At 39.9% G+C, this 22,749-nt stretch carries 18 protein-coding genes; 11 read left to right on the top strand and 7 right to left on the bottom strand.

What is annotated here, in order from left to right:
* Positions 1–46 precede the first annotated feature (46 nt).
* Entirely contained in the window at positions 47–2,623 is a 2,577-nt protein-coding gene (gene clpB, locus ACFI4Z_RS07660; protein ID WP_462670070.1) for an ATP-dependent chaperone ClpB, read from the top strand.
* Between the two features lie 138 nt (positions 2,624–2,761).
* Here the strand turns inward: clpB and ACFI4Z_RS07655 are convergent, their stop codons facing one another.
* A complete protein-coding gene (locus ACFI4Z_RS07655; protein ID WP_462670069.1) occupies positions 2,762–4,309 on the bottom strand; it encodes a methyl-accepting chemotaxis protein in 1,548 nt (515 codons plus the stop codon).
* Between the two features lie 440 nt (positions 4,310–4,749).
* On the opposite strand from ACFI4Z_RS07655, the gene gshA reads away from it, so the two are divergent.
* Positions 4,750–6,330: a glutamate--cysteine ligase gene (gene gshA / locus ACFI4Z_RS07650; RefSeq protein WP_462670068.1), complete on the top strand. Its 1,581-nt coding sequence runs from the start codon at positions 4,750–4,752 to the stop codon at positions 6,328–6,330.
* A 122-nt stretch (positions 6,331–6,452) separates the two neighbouring features.
* A complete protein-coding gene (locus tag ACFI4Z_RS07645; protein ID WP_462670067.1) occupies positions 6,453–7,061 on the top strand; it encodes a transglycosylase SLT domain-containing protein in 609 nt (202 codons plus the stop codon).
* A gap of 89 nt (positions 7,062–7,150) precedes the next feature.
* Here ACFI4Z_RS07645 and ACFI4Z_RS07640 read toward each other — a convergent pair whose 3' ends face one another.
* Positions 7,151–9,106 (bottom strand): spermidine synthase, encoded by a 1,956-nt coding sequence (locus tag ACFI4Z_RS07640; RefSeq protein ID WP_462670066.1) that lies wholly within the window; start codon positions 9,104–9,106, stop codon positions 7,151–7,153.
* A gap of 174 nt (positions 9,107–9,280) precedes the next feature.
* Here ACFI4Z_RS07640 and ACFI4Z_RS07635 point away from each other — a divergent pair, with 174 nt between their 5' ends.
* From ACFI4Z_RS07635 to ACFI4Z_RS07600, 8 genes are all read left to right on the top strand, one after another.
* Positions 9,281–11,281 carry a winged helix-turn-helix domain-containing protein gene (locus ACFI4Z_RS07635; protein ID WP_462670065.1) on the top strand — a complete coding sequence of 667 codons (2,001 nt, stop codon included), beginning with the start codon at positions 9,281–9,283 and terminating at the stop codon, positions 11,279–11,281.
* Positions 11,282–11,325: 44 nt separating this feature from the next.
* Positions 11,326–11,694, top strand: coding sequence for a DUF4112 domain-containing protein (locus tag ACFI4Z_RS07630; protein WP_462670064.1), 369 nt, complete (start codon positions 11,326–11,328; stop codon positions 11,692–11,694).
* Positions 11,695–12,249: 555 nt separating this feature from the next.
* A complete protein-coding gene (locus tag ACFI4Z_RS07625) occupies positions 12,250–12,540 on the top strand; it encodes a hypothetical protein (protein WP_462670063.1) in 291 nt (96 codons plus the stop codon).
* A gap of 96 nt (positions 12,541–12,636) precedes the next feature.
* Entirely contained in the window at positions 12,637–13,434 is a 798-nt protein-coding gene (locus tag ACFI4Z_RS07620) for a TIR domain-containing protein (RefSeq protein WP_462670062.1), read from the top strand.
* A 235-nt stretch (positions 13,435–13,669) separates the two neighbouring features.
* The gene (locus tag ACFI4Z_RS07615; protein ID WP_462670061.1) at positions 13,670–14,224 is read left to right on the top strand and encodes an elongation factor P hydroxylase; all 555 of its coding nucleotides are present in this window, start codon (positions 13,670–13,672) and stop codon (positions 14,222–14,224) included.
* Positions 14,214–15,356 carry an ATP-NAD kinase family protein gene (locus ACFI4Z_RS07610; RefSeq protein ID WP_462670060.1) on the top strand — a complete coding sequence of 381 codons (1,143 nt, stop codon included), beginning with the start codon at positions 14,214–14,216 and terminating at the stop codon, positions 15,354–15,356. The genes ACFI4Z_RS07615 and ACFI4Z_RS07610 overlap by 11 nt, the downstream gene beginning before the upstream one ends.
* Positions 15,357–15,632 (top strand): YfcL family protein, encoded by a 276-nt coding sequence (locus tag ACFI4Z_RS07605; protein WP_058560528.1) that lies wholly within the window; start codon positions 15,357–15,359, stop codon positions 15,630–15,632.
* A 161-nt stretch (positions 15,633–15,793) separates the two neighbouring features.
* Positions 15,794–17,353 (top strand): AbgT family transporter, encoded by a 1,560-nt coding sequence (locus ACFI4Z_RS07600; RefSeq protein WP_394192176.1) that lies wholly within the window; start codon positions 15,794–15,796, stop codon positions 17,351–17,353.
* A 112-nt stretch (positions 17,354–17,465) separates the two neighbouring features.
* On the opposite strand, the gene ACFI4Z_RS07595 is transcribed toward ACFI4Z_RS07600, so the two are convergent.
* From ACFI4Z_RS07595 to ACFI4Z_RS07575, 5 genes are read right to left on the bottom strand one after another with little or no spacing between them, the layout of a single operon-like run.
* Positions 17,466–18,227 (bottom strand): ATP-binding cassette domain-containing protein, encoded by a 762-nt coding sequence (locus ACFI4Z_RS07595; RefSeq protein ID WP_462670231.1) that lies wholly within the window; start codon positions 18,225–18,227, stop codon positions 17,466–17,468.
* Positions 18,227–19,219: a peptide ABC transporter ATP-binding protein gene (locus ACFI4Z_RS07590; RefSeq protein WP_394192177.1), complete on the bottom strand. Its 993-nt coding sequence runs from the start codon at positions 19,217–19,219 to the stop codon at positions 18,227–18,229. The genes ACFI4Z_RS07595 and ACFI4Z_RS07590 overlap by 1 nt, the downstream gene beginning before the upstream one ends.
* Entirely contained in the window at positions 19,220–20,113 is an 894-nt protein-coding gene (locus ACFI4Z_RS07585; RefSeq protein WP_462670059.1) for an ABC transporter permease subunit, read from the bottom strand.
* The gene (locus ACFI4Z_RS07580; RefSeq protein ID WP_462670058.1) at positions 20,100–21,134 is read right to left on the bottom strand and encodes an ABC transporter permease; all 1,035 of its coding nucleotides are present in this window, start codon (positions 21,132–21,134) and stop codon (positions 20,100–20,102) included. The genes ACFI4Z_RS07585 and ACFI4Z_RS07580 overlap by 14 nt, the downstream gene beginning before the upstream one ends.
* A complete protein-coding gene (locus ACFI4Z_RS07575; RefSeq protein ID WP_462670057.1) occupies positions 21,134–22,741 on the bottom strand; it encodes an ABC transporter substrate-binding protein in 1,608 nt (535 codons plus the stop codon). The genes ACFI4Z_RS07580 and ACFI4Z_RS07575 overlap by 1 nt, the downstream gene beginning before the upstream one ends.
* Positions 22,742–22,749: the final 8 nt, after the last annotated feature.

The raw sequence follows: 22,749 nt of genomic DNA, 5'->3' as shown, positions 1-22,749 counted from the left end.
ACATACCCATTAATTAACTAATTAATTTTTTAATAGGTAACCCCTCATGCGTTTAGATAGATTTACCAGTAAATTTCAATCTGCGCTTTCTGATGCCCAATCATTAGCGCTTGGTCGTGATCACCAATTTATTGAACCTGTGCATTTGATGTACTCATTGCTACAACAAAGTGGCTCAAGTGTTCGAGCGTTATTTGCACAAGCGGGCGTCAGTGCTGATGAGCTAAATACTAAACTATCCAAAGAGATAGAAAAGTTATTCAAAGTGGAAGGTGTTGGCGGTGATGTTCAATTATCAAACAACATGGTTTCACTGATCAATTTATGTGATAAATATGCACAAAAGCGTAAAGACAAATTTATTTCCAGTGAACTATTTGTGCTGGCTGCGTGTGCTGATAAAGGCCCTTTGGGGGACGTACTTCGCGCGTTAAACGTAACCGAACCCAAGATAGAATCAGCGATTGAAGCTATTCGTGGTGGCCAAAAAGTTGATGACCCTAATGCTGAAGAAACACGACAAGCACTTAAAAAGTTTACTATTGATCTAACAGAGCGTGCCGAGCAAGGCAAACTCGATCCTGTGATTGGCCGTGACGATGAGATTCGCCGTACTATTCAAGTGCTGCAGCGTCGAACTAAAAATAACCCTGTATTAATTGGTGAGCCGGGTGTTGGTAAAACTGCGATTGCCGAAGGGCTTGCACAACGTATTATTAATGGTGAAGTACCAGAAGGGCTAAAAAATAAGCGTGTACTCTCCCTTGATTTAGGTGCATTGGTGGCTGGCGCCAAATACCGTGGTGAGTTTGAGGAACGTTTAAAGTCTGTACTAAATGAACTAGCTAAAGAAGAAGGCCAAGTCATTTTATTTATTGATGAAATTCATACTATGGTAGGCGCTGGAAAAAGTGATGGCGCTATGGATGCGGGCAATATGCTCAAGCCCGCCCTAGCCCGAGGTGAGTTGCACTGCGTAGGCGCAACAACTTTAGATGAGTACCGCCAATACATTGAAAAAGATGCCGCACTTGAGCGCCGCTTCCAAAAAGTATTGGTTGAAGAGCCATCCGTTGAAGACACTATCGCTATTTTACGTGGTTTAAAAGAGCGCTATGAATTACACCACAGCGTTGATATAACCGATCCTGCAATTGTGGCTGCAGCGCATTTATCGCACCGATATATAAGTGACAGGCAGCTACCCGATAAAGCCATCGATCTTATCGATGAAGCGGGCTCGTCAATTCGTTTGCAAATAGATTCAAAGCCAGAATCTTTGGATAAATTAGAACGTCGAGTGATTCAGTTAAAACTTGAAGATAACGCGCTTGCAAAAGAAAAAGACGAGGCCAGTCAAAAGCGCCGAGCGGAAATGCAAGAGCTAATCAGCGATTTAGAATCACAATATCGTGAACTCGACGAAGTGTGGAATGCAGAAAAAGCTTCCTTACAAGGCACGCAAGTAATTAAAGCAGAGCTTGAGCAGGCACGTTTAGATTTAGAAGTCGCAAGACGTGCAACGGATCTTCAACGTATGTCAGAGCTGCAATACGGTCGAATCCCTGATCTTGAGCGTAAACTTGATTTAGCGTCGCAAGCTGAAATGCAGGATATGAGCTTACTAAAAAACCAAGTGGGTGAAGACGAAATTGCTGAAATTTTATCACGTTGGACCGGTATCCCCGTATCCAAGATGTTACAAGGGGAGCGTGAAAAGTTATTACAAATGGAGGAGCAACTTCATGCAAAAGTAATCGGTCAGGATGAAGCGGTTGTTGCTGTATCAAATGCTATTCGACGTTCACGTGCAGGGCTTGCGGATCCTAATCGTCCTATTGGCTCATTTTTATTTTTAGGCCCAACAGGGGTAGGTAAAACTGAGCTGACCAAAGCGCTTGCAACTTACATGTTTGATACAGAAAGCGCGATGGTGCGTATTGATATGTCAGAGTTTATGGAAAAACACTCTGTGGCACGCCTTGTTGGTGCGCCTCCTGGTTATGTAGGTTATGAAGAAGGTGGCTATTTAACAGAAGCCGTTCGCCGTCGCCCATACTCTGTTATATTGCTTGATGAAGTAGAAAAAGCACATCCTGATGTGTTTAATATTTTACTACAAGTATTAGATGATGGTCGCTTAACAGATGGTCAAGGTCGCACGGTTGATTTTAAAAACACTGTGATTATTATGACCTCAAACCTAGGCTCAGATATCATTCAAGAGCAAGCGGGTAATAACGATTACGATACCCTAAAAGAAAAAGTGATGGGTGTTTTAGTCAGTCAATTTAGACCAGAGTTTATAAACCGAATTGATGAGACGGTTGTTTTTCATTCGCTGGCGAATGAGCATATTAAAGAGATTGCTGATATCCAATTAACTAAGTTACGTGAGCGTTTAACGCAGATGGGTTACTTACTTGAAATTAGCGAAAGCGCATTGGAGCGCATTGCTGAAAGTGGGTTTGACCCTGTTTATGGTGCGCGACCGCTCAAGCGTGCTATTCAACATACTATCGAGAACCCACTAGCGCAGAAGCTTTTAGCTGGGGAATATCAAAGTGGTAGCATGATAGTCATAGATGCCGATGAAAACGGACTTATCTTTACCGCACGTTAGTGTTTTGGGTATAAATAAAAGGCCAGTATTTAGCTGGCCTTTTTCTCAGTGACTATTTAACCTGAACTCTGGTTAAGAGATGTACTAATGTATTGATAATAAATCAAAAATAAATTTATTATCCAGAGTTCAGGTTATTTATACCTTAAAGGTTTGTAATATATCTCTGACTTTTGCTGAACCTTCAACAAGGTGAGCTGCATCTTGCGCTACTTTATAACTCATATTTAAATTCTCATCACTAAAGCCTTTAATTTGCTCAATATTGTTGCTTATATCACCACTGACAACCTGCTGCTCTTCTGCTGCGGTAGATATCTGTGTTGCTAATTGAGAAATCTCACTAATCTGTGCAAAAATACTGTCGAGCTCCACTTGGGTATGACCTGTTGTATCTACGCATTGATCAGCTTGGGTTTTGGTGTTTTTCATAACAGAAGACCAGCTAAATAAGGTGTCTTGAATTTCTTTTATAGAATTATGAATTTGTGATGTGGCTTTTTGAGTACGAGATGATAAAGCACGAACTTCATCGGCTACTACTGCAAAACCACGGCCATGTTCACCTGCTCGAGCAGCCTCAATCGCAGCATTTAATGCAAGTAAATTAGTTTGCTCAGCTATGCCCTCAATTTCAGTCATTACTTGACCAATTTTATCTGCTTCAGTAGCTAATGCGTTAGCAGTACTGGCCGCCTCTTCTACTTGAACAGCAAGGCTAGAGACCATAGTGCTATTGTCTGCTATATGAAGCTTAATATCAGAGCAACTTTGATAAGTTACATTTACTTTTTCTGCAGTATCATGTGTGCTACTAGAAATTTCACCAATTGTGGCGCTCATTTGTGACATAGCAGTAGCAATTTGACTAAGGCGCTCGCCTTGAGCAGAAATACCTTGTTCAGTAAGAGATGACTGATTGTCTAAGTTTGAAGCAATTGAATTAAATGTCGCAGTGGCATCTTTTATGCGGCCCAAAACTGTACTTAGCTTCGCGTTCAGCATTTCATGATTATAGTGACTGATACTAAATGGATAAGCACCAACATAAATATAACGTGAAACGGAATCAAATGTCGCTTTTTGTTGTTTTAATAAGGCAGGGGTAACAAAAAGCTCATCATAATTGAGTGCCATGACAACCAAACAAAATATGGAGGTAATTAATGCGATAGTCATAGAAGAGTAGATTGCTAATAATACAAGACCAATAAATGCCACTATTGCAGATAAAGACTGCCTTGCAGTAACAAGCTCACGATAAGAAGTAACAGATTTACCGGCGTTAATTTTTTCGTAAAGCGCTGCTGCACGTTGCTTTAATTGCGTTGTGGGTTTACTTCTTACTGATTGATAGCCAACTAATTGGCTATTTTCAAAAATAGGGGTGACAAATGCATCCACCCAATAGTAACGACCATCTTTACACCGATTTTTTACCATTCCGCGCCATGAGTGACCCGCTTTTAATTTTTCCCACATTTCTTTAAATGCTGCTTTTGGCATGTCTGGGTGGCGAACGATGTTGTGGTTCTTTCCCATTAACTCTTCAAGTGAATAGCCGGCAATGTTGCAAAATGATTCATTAGCATAAGTTATAATGCCTCGTAGGTCGGTTGTTGAAACGAGGGCTTGATCTTGCGAAAATGAAACTTCTTCATTTATTAATTGTTGGCCACGACGCATGGAATATCCTTAAGTGCTCATTAATTATGACTATTATAGAGTCTAAAAGACTATTACACATCTAAAATACTAGATTTTAGGCGAGGAGTTAGCTTAAAGTCTACTATTTGTTCTAAATGAAAGTTTAAGGTGTACCATGATTAACCTTATTATAGGTGAATGATTTTATAAATTTATAAGGTCTACTATTACTTATTAATAGTGGGGCTTATATAGTGGCACGACAGTGGTGCTATCAAAGCAATTGTATAATCCCCTTTTCAATGGCAAGATTAATGATAGTGAAAAAGTGTATGGGCATTGGTCATGCGTTATATGTCGTATTCTTTCATTAACAGTAAGTAATAGATATTCCGGTGATCCTGATTGTTTTGCCTTGAGTATTATCATTTCGCCCCCATAGACTTAGGATTATGCCACGTGGCTCGAGGAAGTATTTTTTGACTACACATGAACTAACTACAACGTTAACAGCGTTATCTTCAGAAAAAAATAAACACGCCATAAAAGGTATTCAACGTGGTATTGAGAGGGAAGCTCTCAGAATTAAGCCTAATGGTGTTATCTCTCAATTAGGGCACCCAAAAGGAGTGGGCTGTGCGCTAACAAATGGCCATATCACTACTGACTTTTCAGAATCTCTTCTAGAATTCATTACGCCTGTTAGTGAGTCTGCAGAAGAAACTCTTAAACAACTACAAGACTTGCAAAAATTTACACTATCCAAAATGGATGATGAATTACTGTGGCCAATCAGTATGCCGTGTTTTATCGATCATCAAGACGATATTGTGCTGGCCCAATTTGGTGAGTCTAATGTTGGCCGCATGAAAACTTTATACCGTGAAGGTTTAAAAAATCGTTACGGTAGTATGATGCAAGCGATTGCTGGTGTTCATTTTAATATCTCATTTCCTAAAAGCTTGTGGCAATCACTCCAAGCTTTAAAGGGAGACACAGGACCTTTAGATACATTTATTTCTGCAGGCTATTTAGGGCTTATTCGAAACTTTAAGCGCGAATTGTGGTTAATTAGTTACTTGTTTGGGGCTTCACCCGCATTATGCAGCTCTTTTTTGCAAGGTCGTAAAACAGATCTTCCGTTTAAAAAGCTGGGTAAAGGTACGTTGTTCTTAGAAACAGGCACTGCGTTACGTCTTGGTAATCTGGGTTACACTAATAGCGCGCAATCATCACTAAAAGTCATGTATAACTCATTAGATGAATATGTTGCAGGCCTAAAGCGAGCTATTAATTCACCTTCAGATATTTACGCTGATATTGCTGATTATAAAAGCGATGAACCAAAACAGTTAAATAAAAATATCTTGCAAATTGAAAATGAGTTTTACTCGCCGATTCGTCCTAAGCGAAATGCGCAAAGTGGTGAAACTCCGACTGATGCTCTTTTACGCGGTGGTATAGAATATATTGAAATACGCGCTTTAGATGTTAATCCTTTTAGTGAAACAGGTATTTCTTTAGAGCAAATACACTTTTTAGATGTGTTTTTAACTTATTGTTTATTAAAAAATTCCCCTGAAATGGATTGGGATTCGCAAACCCGCAGTACTGAAAACCTAGATTCTGTAGTGAATAATGGTCGAGATCCATCCTTGTTATTGAATAAGTCTGGCAATCCAACGAACTTAGTGCAATGGGGTGAAGAGATATTCGCTCAGTTAGCCGATGTAGCAAGCTATATGGATACAGCCTACGGTACGAATCATTATGTGAAAACCGTTGCACGATTGAAAACATGGTTAAATGACGCGTCACTCACGTATTCAGGTCAATATGTTGCCCAGCTGAAAGAAAAAGATGTTGATAATGGTCACTTTGCATTAGCTCTTGCGCAAAAATACAAACAAAGCCATCAAGTAACGCCTTATCATGTTTATTCAGATGCTTACTTACATCAACAAGCTAAACAATCTATTATTGATGAGCAAGCAATAACGGCGGCTGATAGTATTTCTTTTAAAGCTTTTCTGACTGAGTATTTTAAGGGGCATGAATAAGCAAAAAAAAGCAGCCCAATGTGGGCTGCGTAAAGATTCTTCAGGGATGAAACAATGCTAAACTGCGCATTCAAATAATCTGACCCACACTTTTATAAAAAGTTCAGCGAGAACGCAAAAAAATGAAAAAAAGTTTAATAATCCTATCGCTGGGAGCTATTTTAACTGGTTGCGCAACAGCTCCCCCTAAGCAACCTAATGATATATGTAAAATTTTTGAAGAAAAAAACGATTGGTATTATGACGCTCGAGATGCTCAAGAAAAGTGGGGATCGCCTAAACATGTTCTAATGAGCATGATGTACCAAGAAAGTTCTTTTCGCCATGACGCAGCGCCGCCGATGGAGTATTTTTTATGGATAATTCCAACAGGGCGAGCCAGTTCAGCATACGGCTACTCACAAGCAAAAACCCCCACGTGGTCAGATTACATTCGAGAAACCGGTAACAGTGGTGCCGACAGAGATAACTTTGATGATGCCATTGATTTTATGGCGTGGTTTGTTTATAAAACCAACAAAGTGAATGGGGTATCTAAATGGGATGCCTACGCACAGTACCTTAACTACCACGAAGGGTGGGGCGGTTATAAGCGCGGTACCTATAAAAAGAAAAAATGGCTAATGAGTGTTGCTAATAAAGTAAAAAACCGCGCAAGTCGTTACGGTGCACAACTAAAAAAATGTGAAGATGATTTAGACAAAGGCTGGCTAGAGCGTATATTTTCATAGCAATCATATTTTACACACATAAGCTTCTCTTTTGGCAGCTTAAAAGGCTAACTGCCGAAAACGGGGCAAGATAAATTGCCCCTCCTCTCTTAGAATTTTATTAGCGGTAATGAGCTGTTTTTTTGATCTGTCCAGTGTACTAATTGAGTTCCAGAGTTGGACTTTATTGGCGATAATTCACTGATTTCTATGGCATCTAAAAACCGTTGGTTGCTGGTTAATACAACCCATTCAGAGCCTAGTGCCGTTAACTTGTTTGCACTATGCTTAAACTTTATTAATGCTTTATCAAAATAAGCACTGTGTGCTTGGATCACTGGTAGTAAATCTATATGGTTATTTGATATATGAATGATTAAAATGCCATTTTTACTTAATCGTTGCCAGTAAAGCTCAAACGCTTGTTGAGTTAATAAGTGGGCGGGAATAACATCACTTGAAAATGCATCAATAACCAAAGCATTCATTAAAGGAGCATTACTTTTAAGCTCGTTTACTAATGCGATTCTGCCATCACCAATGGTGACATTTACTTTAGCTTTGCTGTTTTTAAGGTAATCAAAATACCTATTTGCCATTGTGTATACCGCGGGGTTCAGCTCATAAAAATGCACTGAATCGTGCTCATCAGCGAGACTAGCTAACACCCCTGCACCTAAGCCTACCACGCCCATGTTGAGCTTTTCTTGGCTTTTAAGTATCGCGAGCGACTTAGCGACGCCTGTATGCTGATGATAGTAACTGCTAGCAACTACATTTTGACCAGGCAAGGGCTGCGAGCCATGTATCGTGGTGCCATCAATTAAGCGCCTTTGTGCAAGATCGGCCGTATTGATATCTTTGACTGTGAGGTAACCATAAAAATTTCTTTGCGATGCAACGTTATATTGATTAAAACTAAAATAAAGAACTAAATAGCAGCCACACCACAGAGCTGTAGCACCGAGCAATATCATATTTATTTTTTTAAATTGAGTTAGTTGAATGTAACTAATAAGAATAAGTAGCACTGCTAAAGCGACGATATACTCGGTGATTTGTTCAAACAGTATTGGAGCAAATAACGTTGTAAATAAACTGCCAAGTGCGCCACCTAAAGCAATATACAAATAAAAGTGTGTCAGTAATGTACCTAGTGGTGCGAGCTGTCTAAGTTCTCCGTGGCAAATCATGCAGCCACTCAATAATATAAAGCTATAAATAATAATTTGCGCAATTGCATTAAACTGACTTCCTAAAAAGTACATTATTAGACCTGCAAATGCGCTGAATATAAAAGCATATACCCAAACAGAACGGTTATAGTTGTTTTTATTGGCAAACGTATAACTAAAACTACCTAAATAGATAGCGAGTGGCACCACCCATACAAGTGGCATAGGTGGGATATTGGTGCTGATCATTTGCGTGGTCGCAATTAGCAGAATTGAGCTTGTTGCGGATAAAATAATCCAAAGCATATTTGGTTTTTTGAGAATGGTTTGTACGTGTGGTAGCGGTGAGTTATTTTCTTTGCTGCTCTTGCTTAAAAGTTTATAAGCTAAGCAGATTAATAGTATGCAGTAGGTAAGCAGCCCTATTTGCCAGTAATGTTTTTGTTGTGGCAGTGAAAAAAGCACCTCAAATACGATTGGGTAGCTTATTAAGGCTAATAAAGACCCAAGGTTAGAAACCGAATACCAATGATAAGGCACGGTATTTTTACCATGTTCAATGTACCATCGTTGCATAAGCACACTTGTTGCACTTAGTAACATAAACACTAAGCCAATTTGATTTAGTAAGTTTGCCATTACGGACCAGTTAGGGGCTAAATCTAAATTAACGTGAAACTTGTTTAGGCTAATTAAGCTTGCTAAAACAACAAGCGAAATATGGATTACCATTTGTTTTTTTAGTGAATAGCGACTTAAAAAGTGCGCATAAAAGTAGCCAAGTAATAAAACAGTTTGATAAAAAAATAGACTAGCTGACCACACTGATGCACCGCCTCCAAATCGTGGTAACAGCTCTTTAGATAGCATAGGTTGAATTTGAAATAGCAAAAAGGCGCTAACAAAAATGGTTAATAAGAATAAGATACGAAGCATGGATTTTAATTATTAATGAATCATGTGAGCAGCATTGCGGGTAACAGATCAAGCAGCAATGGAATTAGCCTAGAGTTTCTCTTAAGAAAACCTTAATATATGATTTATAATAATTTATTGGAGTAGCCAGTGGGCAAGTTTGTAATAGGGGAATTTGCTATAGATGTCAGTCGATGCAAAATATCATCAGCTGACACAGAGCAAGTCGTTGAACCTAAAGTCATGGATGTACTGCAATACCTTTATTCACACCGCGGTACTGTGGTTAGCCAGGAACAAATTTTTTCAGCCGTATGGCCCAATGCGACATTTAGCCCCAGTTATGTACAGCGCTGTATTGCATTGCTAAGAAAAGCATTGAGTGAAGACTCAAAAAATCCACGCTATATTATTACTCACCCAAAGCGGGGTTACAGCCTCGAAGTAGCTGAGCCTCAGTTAAATAAACCCAAGCGTCTATATTTATCTGCGTTGGTAATTTTAATGGTCACGTTGATTGGGATTGTAAGTTGGTTTTATCCCGATACACCGCAAGTAAAAACACACTTTACTAAATTGATGCCCATTTCTTCGAGTGAAGAAAATGAATCCAGCATTTCCTTATCACATAATGGTGAATATATCGCTTTTGTGCGTGGTGATAAGCCAAACCAAACTATCTGGTTAAAAAACTTACGCTCAGGAAAAGAAGTTAGATTAACCCAAAAGCAATCAACCTATCACAGCCTAGGGTGGAGCAGCGATGACAGTGAAATCGCATTTGTGCGCCAGCAAGATACTCAAACACTGGGGTATTTCACCTTAGATAAACTGACATTACAACCTGCAAACTATAGAGGAATATATACTTTTAAAGACTTTACAGTGTCGAGTCAGCAGTTAGAGTGGGCCCATGACAACCATATTTATTTTATTGAAAAACGTCAAAGCGATAACCACACTCAACTAAGTGCAATTGATTTAATAACCCAAGAAAAACGTGTCATTAAATCATCCGCTGGGCAAGATTGGATGAAGTTGCATGCTTTATCACCGAATCAGCAATATATTGCGCTAGCTTCTGAGGCAGGGCAAAATAAATACAGAATTGATTTGTTCGATGTTGCAACAAGTACAACGAAAACATTAGCGATTGTTGAAGATGCAGTACAAGGGTTGAGCTGGCACCCCGATGAACACCAATTATTGATTAGTAATAAGCATGAGCTCCAGCTATTAGATTTACAGGGTCAACTAACAGAGTTGGCGTTTAATAACTACCACATTATTAGAGACGCGCATTTTTCGCTTTCAGGTAACGACATATTAATGGAATTAGTTAAGATTGATGTGGATATAACCCGCTCAACTCGTCAAGAACCAACGCAATTTGAAACACTTGTAGATACCTCATCGGTCGACTTTTTACCTGTGTACTCCCCTGATTCGTCTAAATTTGTATTTGAATCTCATCGGTTTGGTATAAAACAGTTATTTTTGTATGAAAATGGCACGCAAACGCTGATTTTTACTAACCCAAACAATGAAGAACTATTTGGTATAGTGTGGTCAAAAGACGGGAAAGAAGTGATTACTGCTAGTAAAAATACGCTCTTTAGAATTAATCTAAAAGAAGAAAGCTTTGTGAGTATTCCCCATTCTTATCATTCATTTTATCTACGAGAAATGTATCACCACGAAGACGCTATTTTAGTTTCATATCGCGCTGCAGACGGTGTTACTTTTCATCCTGCTAAATTTGACTTAGAGACGCTTGAATTAACCCCTTATACAGGCTCTGGAAAGCGGTTGGCATGTTATGCAATGGATATTGATGAACAGGATCAGGTTTACTTTTCTAATGAAAAACAAGTCTTTAGATTGAACAAAAACAAAGAGCTTGAAACTGTTTGGCAATCACCAGCAAAAGAGATCATCGGCCTGAGCGCAGAAGAGTCGACGATGACAGTCACACTTGCAGATAAGGACGGTTATGTGATGAATGAAATAGATCTTAAAACAGGTAGTAATAAAACCATATTCAACGGCAAAGATGATGGGAAAATGCTAATAAACGCATCCCATGATTTTCAGCAATTCCTTTATTTAACAGAGCCAAAAAGAACACGTACCTTAGTGCGTTTAAACTAAAAACTCCGGCAAGTGAGTTGGCGTTAACTTATGATGAGGTTGTTATGAAGACGAACAATGAGCACCAAGCATCGTTAAAACGCTTAGAAAGGTTTAGCCGATTTACCGATAGCAGTATAGGTATCCCTTTTACAAAGTTTAAGTTTGGGATAGAAGCACTGATAGGAATTATTCCCGGTATTGGAGATGCTGCCGGACTAATACTTTCAAGTTACGTACTTTTTGAGGCTCAGCGGCTTGGCGTTGGGTGGCGAGTAAAGTCTCGTATCATTTTAAATATGCTCATTGACTTTGTAGGTGGGTTAATCCCATTTTTTGGTGATATTTTTGATGCATTTTTTAAAGCGAACACGCGAAATACTCAGCTGTTAAAGCGCTATCTTGATGAGCGAAGTAAGAAAGAAGATTTATAAATTTGTAACTTGGCACTAGCTCATATTTGAGCTTACAGATTAAGTGAATAGGTTTAGACTGTCATCTCACAGACAGCCATGAGTGAAAATCGGTCAGTCAAAAACGGTGATGCATGACATCACTTTTGATTTATCCATAGCCCTCACTGTTAATTGGTATCTTGCCATTTACTGGTATGATGAATGATCTAAGTGTGGCGACAAATAAAGTAGCGCGAACGAGTTAGCAGCCTTGCTTGCTGCATCAAATCAATAAGTTAACCTGCTTAATTGCTCAGGCTAATAGCGACTATGCGAGCGAAAAATATCCTTGCTTAACGGTTAAACATTCGGTTTAATGAATAGATAATAAACGCTGAGCAATGCAGGGAAAGCTTACATAACACTCGCTAAGCTGATTAAATTAGCGAGGAAAGTGAGAGCCTCTAAAAAGCAAATTCCCATAGCATAAACAACACCAACTCTGACACACCGAGCAGGTAGCGCCTCAGTCCAACAAGCGATTATGCAACACAAACTGCGTGTCGCATAAATACTAAAATGTTAAACACATAAATGAAATTGACAGAGTTCCACAACTTTATAACTGAAGTAGCCAATGGACTGCCTGAAAAAGAATCGAAAGAATTAATTGAGATTCGCGATTCGCTCGAAGAGTTAGGGCCGAAAGAATGGAGTATTAGCATTGCAAAATATGCGGATCGATTACTTCTCGATGATATTGGCGATTCACAAAAAAATTCACTGTTATTGGCTGAAGCAGAAAATGTTGGTTCCATTGAATTAAAGTCTCGTTTCGTATTCTTGACGATTTTGGTCATTATCCTAGTCGTGTATTATGTTTAACAAGGCGCGGCTTTCGACAAATAACAGCGCTACGCAAATTTGCGACAGCGCTTGGCGTTAAATGCACTTTCAATTCTGGCGTAACCTGAGAGAACTATGAGTATTGAATTTTTACAAACGGATTTTGAAAAGGTCAGTTATTTAGCTAGTTTATTAACTGCTCACGCTACAGGAAAAGATGCTTCTGATTCTGAGTTTGAAAAACTTCGTCACGAGTTATTAAGTAATACTTCATTACAAGGTTTACTGCCATCATGGTTAAAGGTTCATAGAAACTTAGGATCGTTTTGGGGTTTTATACAGCCTAAATTTGGTACTTACGCCGATAGGCGTAAATTCCTAGCAGAAGAGTTTTCACCTGCTCTAAACCTTTTAGAGTTTGGTCATACCGTAGAAATGGAAAAAACAGAGGAGTTTCCTGTAACTCATAACACTTTTATTGCTCCTGCAAACATTCAACCCAAGAAAAAGGTATTCATTGTTCACGGACGTGACAATGAGTCAAAGCAAGAGCTGTCTCGTTACATTGAAAGCCTTGGCATAGAAGTCATTATTCTTCATGAACAAGCAAGTAGCGGTATGACTATCATTGAGAAAATTGAGCATTACTCAAATGAAGTTGGTTTTGCGTTTGTTCTTTACACTGCATGTGATCATGGGCGTGGTATTCACGAAACTAAAGTTCATCCAAAGAATAGAGCGAGGCAAAACGTTGTTTTTGAGCATGGCTACTTAATGGCTAAACTAGGTCGCCAAAATGTTTGTGCTTTAGTTAAAGGTGAAATTGAAACACCAAACGATATTAGTGGTGTAGTTTATGTGGCATTAGACCAAGTAGGTTCTTGGAAAATAGAAGTAAATAAAGAGCTTAATGCTTGTGGGTATAATATTTAACTGTAAGTATTGGTACAATATGCACTTAACAAGTGACTAAGGTTATGACTGCCCGCAATTGGCACATATGCGACTGTCAGATTTGATCAAAATCTAAAACCTGACAGATTAAGTTAAGACTTATTCACTTTAGTCTATGTGTAACGCTTTTTACTTTCCCTTTAAAAGCCCGTACAATTCGCCTCGCTTTTAGCGAGTACTTATTCCTGTTTACTGAGGCGAATTATTAAACCTTATGCACCAAATAGCCGATCTAATATCTATTTTTGAGTCAACGTTTTATCAAAGCCATAATACGCGCTTAGTAAAAGGTGAGCATGAGCCTATTTATATTCCTGCGAGTGATGAAACAAACTTTCATCAAATTATTTTTGCCCATGGTTTTTATGCCAGTGCACTGCATGAGATTGCTCACTGGCTAGTCGCGGGCGATAAACGACGATTATTAGAAGATTACGGTTATTGGTATTGCCCTGATGGCCGTGATAAAGAGCAGCAAGCTGAGTTTGAAAACGTTGAAATTAAACCACAAGCCATTGAATGGGCACTTAGTGTTGCCGCTGGGGTTAATTTTAATGTCTCGGTTGATAACTTAAATGGCGAACAAACGTGCCGATTTGCTTTTCAAACTCGCGTATACCAGCAGGTTTTACATTTGCTACAAGTAGGCTTTAATGAGCGTACTAATCGGTTATTACATGCGTTAAGTTCATTTTATAAAACACCGTGGCCTATCAGTGCTACGCAATTTGAGTGGCAGCCCCCTGAGGAGCTAAAGAATGCAGTTTAAATTAGGCTTAATTGTTAACCCTGTTGCAGGCCTTGGTGGCAGTGTTGCACTAAAAGGCAGCGATGGTATTGATACTGCTGCAAAAGCGATTGAACTTGGCGCTCAGCCTAAAGCCAATTTACGCACTAAAGCCGCGCTTGAGGTGTTGCTGCCTTATAAAGAGCAGTTAACCATTTTTACTGTTAATGATGGCATGGGTGAAAACACGGCTAAGGAACTTGGCTTTTCAACGCAGGTTATTTATCGCAGCGAGCACTCTACAACAAGTGATGATACAGAGCTTGCTGCAAAAGCCTTACAGCAACTTGGTGTAGATTTAATATTGTTTGCTGGTGGCGATGGTACCGCACGCAATATTTGTCATGCGGTGGATGACAGCGTACCAGTGCTTGGCATTCCTGCTGGCTGTAAAATTCATTCAGGAGTTTATGCCATTACCCCTAAAGCAGCGGGTCGGGTTGTAGAGATGCTGGTTAAAGGCGAGCTTGTTACATTAGCCGATGCGGATGTCATGGATATTGATGAAGATGCGTTTCGTCAAGGCACAGTAAAAGCCAAGCGTTACGGTGAAATGCAAGTACCTAGTGAAGTACGTTATGTACAAGCCGTTAAAAACGGCGGTAAAGAAACTGATGAATTAGTACTTGCTGATATTGCAGCTTACGTGGTGTCAGAAATGGAAGAAGATACCCAGTATATTATGGGCAGTGGCTCAACCGTTGAGGCCATAATGGAAGAAATGGGTCTGAATAACACTTTATTAGGTGTTGATTTAGTACAAGATCAAACCCTTATAGAACAAGATTTAACCGCTCAACAATTAATTGATTTAACGAAAGATGTGCCAACAAAGTTGGTGATCACTTTAATTGGCGGGCAAGGGCATATATTTGGTCGGGGTAATCAACAATTAAGCCCTGCACTTATTCGTGCAATCGGTAAAGACAATATTATCGTTGTGGCAACCAAAACAAAATTACAGGCCTTAAATGGCCGGCCGCTCATTGCTGATACTGGCGATAGCGAACTAGATGATGAATTAAGTGGTTATATGCGGGTTACAACCGGATTTAACGACCATGTTATGTATGCTGTGGGTCACCAAGACACCCTGCAAGTACAGGAGAATTAAATGAGTTTAGTAAGTTACATTGATGCAGCGCAGCAGTATTTTGACGATTTAGTAGTAAAAGCCACTGATGATGAGCTTTTTGCAGGTGGTTATCTACGTGGTCATTTTGATTTAGCTGTTGGGTATGCGCAAGTTGAAGAGCTTAATTTAGAAGTGTCAGAGCTCAATGAAACGGTTGAGAAAAGCTTAGTTAAAGCGTATCGCAATGGCGAACTAAACGAAGATGATAAAGCACTTGTAGTGCGTATTTGGGAAGAAGTAAAAGCACTGGCTTAAATGAGATTTATTGTTGTACAAATAAAAACGGCTGAATGGCCGTTTTTTTGTGCACTTACAAATGTTTGTTCCTAATTTACAGCTTTATTGTTTACTTAAAATTTACCTAACGTAGCATTTACGGTAATGTATGCTGGTTAAACTTCTAGGGAACAAGCGAAATGAACAACAATAATGATGCGACAATGCCGACCGGGCTAGTTGCGCGATTTTTAAACTTTGTAGAAAGGGTCGGGAATAAGCTTCCAGATCCGGCAATTATCTTTCTATTTGCCATGTTACTAATATGGGTTTTGTCGTGGTGGTTTTCAGGCGTTAACTTTGACGCCATCGACCCACGTACTGGCGAGGCCATTATAATCAATAACATGTTGGCCAGTGATTCACTCGCCACCTTTTTGTCTTCAATGGTAAAAACCTTTACTGGTTTTGCACCACTGGGCGTGGTTTTGGTTGCCATGTTAGGTGTGGGGGTTGCTGAGCATTCTGGCTTTATTAACACGGGCTTAAAGCTCATGTTAAAGGTCACGCCTAAACAGCTACTTACGCCTTCTATTATCTTAGTAGCTATTGTGAGCCACACTGCAACTGATGCTGGTTATGTATTGGTTATTCCTCTTGCGGGTGTTATTTTTTATGCGGCAGGGCGTCATCCACTTGCGGGTATTGCTGCGGCGTTTGCTGGTGTAAGTGGCGGCTTTGGTGCTAACTTTATTCCTTCAGGCATTGACCCATTATTGCAGAGTTTTACGCAAAGTGCGGCGCAAATAATTAACCCGACTATGTCGATTAATCCATTAAATAACTGGGCGTTCACTTCAGCTTCTAGTTTATTTATTGTTTTATTGGGCTGGTATATCACTGATAAAATTATTGAGCCTCGATTAAAAAATACTGATCTTGACGGAAATGAAGAAGATCTTCCTGTGTTTGAAGATGCCCGTAGCGATGAAAAGCGAGCTTTCTTTATTGCAAGTGCTGTGATGGTGGCGGGCCTTGCCTTATTAGCATTTGTTTCTGCGCCAGCGGATTCAGCAATGCGAAGCAGTGATGGTTCGCTTACTAATTTTAGTTCGCCATTAATGCAGTCTATTGTACCGTTAATCTTTTTATTGTTTTGGATACCTGGTGCAGTTTATGGCTTTACGGTTGGTACCTTTAAAAGCAGTAAAGACATGATAGATGCAATGAGTAAAGCAATGAATGGCATGGCTTATTATATTGTAATGGCGTTTTTCTGTTCACTATTTATTGCTGCATTTAGCAAATCAAACTTAGGTGCGTTATTGGCAATTGAAGGCGCACAAATTTTAAAAGCAATGGAGCTACCAAGCGCTGTAACGGTTGTTGGTATCATCTTTTTAACTGGCTTTGTAAACTTATTTGTAGGTTCTAGCTCGGCCAAATGGGCGCTACTAGGCCCTGTGTTTGTGCCTATGTTAATGCAACTGGGAATTTCACCTGACTTAACGCAGGCTGCATATCGTGTTGGTGATTCAAGTTCAAATATCATCACTCCGCTAATGCCTTACTTCCCGCTTGTGGTAGTGTATTGTCAGAAGTATGTTAAAGGCACAGGCATCGGTACACTCATCGCCATGATGCTGCCATACTCAATTGCCTTTATGATTGGTTGGAGTTTGTTTTTACTGGGCTATTGGGCACTTGGTATCCCGCTTGGTCTTGATGCAAGCTACGTTTACCCAGCTGTTGCGCCATAGTTTAAGCAGCTTATTTTAAGTTTAAAAACCTCACCATGAAAATGGTGAGGTTTTTTTGTATTTACGATATTTTATACACTAGCTAATGCAATAAAAGCTAACGAGTAAGCAGTTAGCAGCTTAATAGCTTTTGCGTAACTTTTGATTGAGGCTGGCCAAAAATAGTCTCTGTTTTACCACTTTCAACAATTACTCCGTGATCAAGAACGACTAAATGGTCGCTTATATGGCGAACTAAACTTAAGTGATGGGTGATCAAAATATAACTTAACCCAGTCTCTTGTTGTAATTTGAGTAATAAATTAACGGTTTGAGCGCGTACAGAGGGGTCTAACGAAGATAACGCTTCATCTAATACAACGACTTTTGGGTCGAGTATTAAAGCACGAGCCAGAGCGACTCGCTGCAATTGACCGCCGCTAAACATGTGCGGGTAATAATGTTGGTGGTCGTTCAACAAACCCACTTTATGCAAGGTCGCTGAGATTTTATTGGCGCGGGTTTCTTTATCTAAATCACTATTGTATTGCAGACAGTCATCGAGCATATCGCCAATGGTTAACCCTGGGTTTAATGAAGCTTCCGAGTCTTGGAAAATCATTCTTATATGGCGGCATTGTTGATCGCGAATGCCTTTATCTTCGATAATCGTGCCATCAAGTAATATTTGACCGCTATCAGCGTTGTCTGCACCAGATAAAAGTTTTGCTAGCGTGCTTTTTCCTGAGCCAGTTTCGCCAATAATGGCTAATGTTTCACCTTGGTTTAAGCAAAACGAGATATCTTTCAAGACCTCAAAGCGTTTACGTGAAAACAGACCTGCGCGTAAGTTAAAGCTTTTTGATAAGGCTTGCACCTTTAAAAGTGGTTGCATCATTTCATCGCCTTAATCAATGGAAAATGGCATGCATAACTATGGCCATGTTGTTTCGTTAATTGAGGAGTTACAACACAGGCTTTTTGTGCTTGTGGGCAGCGTGGCCCAAGCCGACATCCGATGGGTAAATGCTGCAAGGTCGGGATCGTTCCCTTTAGAGCATAAAAAGGCTCTTTATGCGCCAAGCCTTGCTCATAATCTGGAAGGCTCTTCAACAGGGCTTGAGTGTATGGGTGACGAGGCTGTTTAAAAATTTTCCCCGTAGGACCTGCTTCAACCATTTGTCCGCAATATAAAACATGCATGCCGTGAGACCAGTTCACAATTTCTTCAAGCTCATGGGAGATCATCAGTATCGACATGTTTTTAAGTTGATTCAAACTTTTTAATAGCCTAAACACTTGCGCACGAGTGGTGCTTTCAAGTGCAGTTGTGGGTTCATCTGCAATTAAAAGTTTAGGAGTACGAGCAATGGCCATTGCTATCATAACCTTTTGGCAAACCCCTTCTGAAAGCTCATGTGGGTAGCTTGTTAAAACTTTTTCATGATCTTTAATACCCACCTTATGGATAAGCGCTTTTACACGGTCTTTACGCTGACGATTGCGCTTTAAAAAAAAGCCCTTACTTTGAATCTCTGGTAAGGTTTCTGCTATTTGGTCAAATATTTTAGCTGTGGGGTCAAGGCAGCGACTTGGGTCTTGATATATCATTGCGATATCTTGACCAACAATTTTTCGTCGTTGTTCACTTGATAATCGCATTAAATCGACACCGCGCCAGTGCATACGATCGGCCGTAATGTGCCAGCGTTTATTGAGCACGCCAACAATGGCTTTGGCAATCAAGCTTTTTCCTGAGCCAGATTCACCGACAAGGGCATGAACTTCACCTTCTTTTAAGCTCAAGCTCACTCTATCTACTGCACGAATTACAGTGTCTGAAGTTCTAAGCTCTATCGTTAAGTTGCGTATGTCGAGTAATTGCATTTAATCTGCCTTACGTTCTTTTAACACTTGGCGAAGACCGTCACCGACTAAGTTAGTAGAGAGGACGGCTAAAAAGAGCAATACGCCGGGTAATCCAACTGTCCATGGAGCTAAATAAATTAATCCAAGGTTTTCAGCTAAAATAGCACCCCACTCAGTTGTTGGTGGTTGTGCGCCAAGTTTAAGAAAGCCCAGTGCTGCTATATCTAATATAGCGGTAGACAGCGCCATGGTAAAAATAACCACGATATGCTCGTAAATATTAGGGAAAATACCACGAGAAAGCACATGCCAATTAGAGGCTCCATCAAGCTTAAAGGCGGTGATATAGTCTTTATTAAGTTCTTCCACAATAAGGTTACGCACTGAGTGAATAAACTGAGGTAACAAGGCTAAAATAATTGCCCAAACTGTGTTCATCAAGCCAGGGCCTAGAATAGCAATAATAATAATGGCCAATAATAGTGATGGGATAGACAAAGTAATATCGAGTAAATGATTTAAAAAGCTCGAGCGTAAACCGTGGCTAATACCGGCAAACGTGCCCACTAAAACACCTATAACCGTGGTTATTAATGCCGCAATAACGGACAAACCAAAGGTATAGGTTGCCCCGTTCATTAAGCGTGAAAGTACATCTCGTCCCAAATCATCAGTGCCAAGTATAAAACGTACATCCCCAAGATCATGCCATGAAGGAGGAATGAGTAATGCATCGCTGTGCTGTTGATTAACACCGTAGGGTGCAAGAAAAGGTGCCGTCGTGGCCAACAAAACAAAAGCAATAAACACCCATAAGCCAACTAATGCGGGGTGATTAGACTTAAATTTTCGCCAAAATCGCGCTAGGGGCGACTTGTTAGACTCTTCTGAAAATAAATTAAACTTTGCCATGCGCTTGGTTCCGAGAAAGCGGATCGAACAGGGTATAGGTCAGTTCAGCAATAATAGTGGCCAAAATAACAAACATAGAAACCGCAAGTAAACCGCCTTGAATTGCAGGGTAATCACGTTGATAAATACTATCAATCAGCCAACGGCCTACACCAGGCCATGAGAAAATAACTTCTGTTATCATTGCAAGTGTGATCAAGGTACTAAATTGAAGACCAATTTGTTTAATAACAGGTAAAAGAGCATTACGCAGTGCATGATGGATTATTAATTGTGCTCGATTTAGCCCTTTAGCTCGCGCAGTTTTAATGAAGTTTTGCTCGAGCACATTTAGCATCGATTCACGTGTAAAACGAATCAATACCGTGGTGGGGTACATGGCCAATACAATGGTAGGTAATGTTAAGTGATGAATTGCATCAATCATTGCCATACCAGAGTAAGGAAAGCCTGCTAAGGCGATATCAATCAGAATAAACCCGGTGTCTGGTGGGATTTCGTAAAGTAGTCCCATACGTCCTGACATCGGAAACCAACCTAGTTGCAAAGAAAAGACCATGATGAGTAATAGTGCCAACCAAAAAACGGGCATTGAATACCCAGCAAGGGTTGAGGAGTTAATGAGTTTATCGGGCCACTTTTTATAATAGGCTGATGCTATTATTCCTGCAGGTACGCCAACTATCACCGAAATTATTAATGCGTATAAACTTAGCTCAAGTGTAGCGGGAAATAAATCCACAATGTGGTTAAAGACATTATCGCCAGAGGCAAATGATAACCCCCAATCACCCGAAATTATACGCTCTAAAAAAGCAAAATATTGATATACATAATTTTCGTTAAAGTGGTATTTTTCTTGTAATTCACTGGTCTGTGCAAAACTTGTATTTGAAATACCGCTTAAATTACTTAATGCATCCCCTGGAAACAAGTAGCTGAGTGAGAAGGTGAATATGCTTAAGGTGAGCATCATAAAAAAGAGTAAGCCCAAACGTCGTAAGAAATAATCTAATACCATTACTTCTTCCTCGCATTGGCTAATGAAATAGCGCCAAACGGTCCAAGCACAATGCCTTCTACATCGCTGCTACTTGCTTGAAATCGCATACCATGAGCAATCGGTAACAAGGGAAGTTCGTTAATAAGCATGGATTGCGCTTGTTGGTAATATTGTTTGCGCATAGCCAAATCAGTGCTATCAAGCGCTTGTGTCAACAATAAGTCAAACTTAGGGTCGCACCAATTTGCAGGGTTTTTACCACTAAAGGTAGCGGAGCAACTCAGTAAAGGGCTAAAAAAGTTATCTGGGTCTGGCGTATCAGCTGCCCATCCAAGCAATACGCTATCATGGCGATGTTCACCAATACGTTGAATAAACGTATTCCACTCATATTCTACTATGCTGACATTAACACCAATCTTGCGTAAATCACTTTGCATTAACTCTGCCATTTTACGCGCATTTGGGTTATAAATTCTGCTCACAGGCATAGCCCAAATCGTCATATTAAAACCGTTTTCCAGACCCGCTTCTTTTAAGAGTTCCATGGACAAGTCAGGGTTAAAAGCGGGCATATTTTGCTGCGATTTATATGCCCACGATGTAGGAGGTAGAATAGATCTTGCTCGAATACCGTTACCATAAAAAACGGCTTGCATGATTTTTTCAATATCGATGGCGTGGGCAAGCGCTTTGCGTACTCTAATATCATTAAATGGTGGTCGTTCAGTGTTAAACGCCCAATACCCCACATTAAGATTCGTTTCTTTTTGTACGGTTATGTCGTCACGTTGCGCCAAGATACTCAATTGAGCGCTACTTGGGTGTGCTGTTACATCACATTCTTTGGTGAGCATTTTCGCAATACGGGTTGTGCCATTTGGCGTGATGTCGTAAACCAGCTGCTCAAGTATGACTTTGTGTTTCCAGTATTCGGTGTTGCGATAATAGCGTACTAAATGGTCTCGGCGATATTCTTTATAAATATAGGGGCCGGTGCCTATTGGGTATTGATCAAATAAATTGAGTTGCTCTTGTGCTTTTAATTGCATTGCGTACTCACGAGACAATACCACTGCAAAATCTGTTGCCATATTGGCTAAAAAACTACTTTCTGCATTAAATAGTTCAAAACGAATTTGGTAGTCAGATACACGTACTATGCGGCGAATCAGTTGATCAATACCCACACTTTGAAAGTAGGGGTAGTTTGCATCACCAACAAAGTGGTAAGGGTTGTAGACATCAAATAAGCGACTAAATGTAAAAATAACGTCATCTGCGTTAAAATCACGAGTGGGTGTAAAGTAATTAGTAGTGTGAAACTTAACCCCTTTACGCAGTGTAAAAGTCACTGATTTACCATCAGGGCTGATTTTCCAATCTGTTGCTAATTCACTTTGAAATTCAGCCGTAACAGGGTCAATGCTGATTAAGCGGTCATAAAGTTGATTGGCAATAATGTCAATAGTTGAACCAGTGGTCGTGACTTGTGGATTAAACGAAACAGGATTTGCCTCAGCGCAATACACTAAGCCTTGGTTCTTTTCTTCTAGCGTTTTTTCTTCGGTATCGATGCAGCCTGCTAGGCAGAGCGACAGCATACCAAGTAATAATTTATACACGCGTTCAA

The sequence above is a fragment of the Pseudoalteromonas sp. RWi3 genome (genome assembly GCF_054960735.1).
Note: the sequence above shows the minus strand (reverse complement) of the source record. Positions and strands in the feature narration are given on the sequence as shown.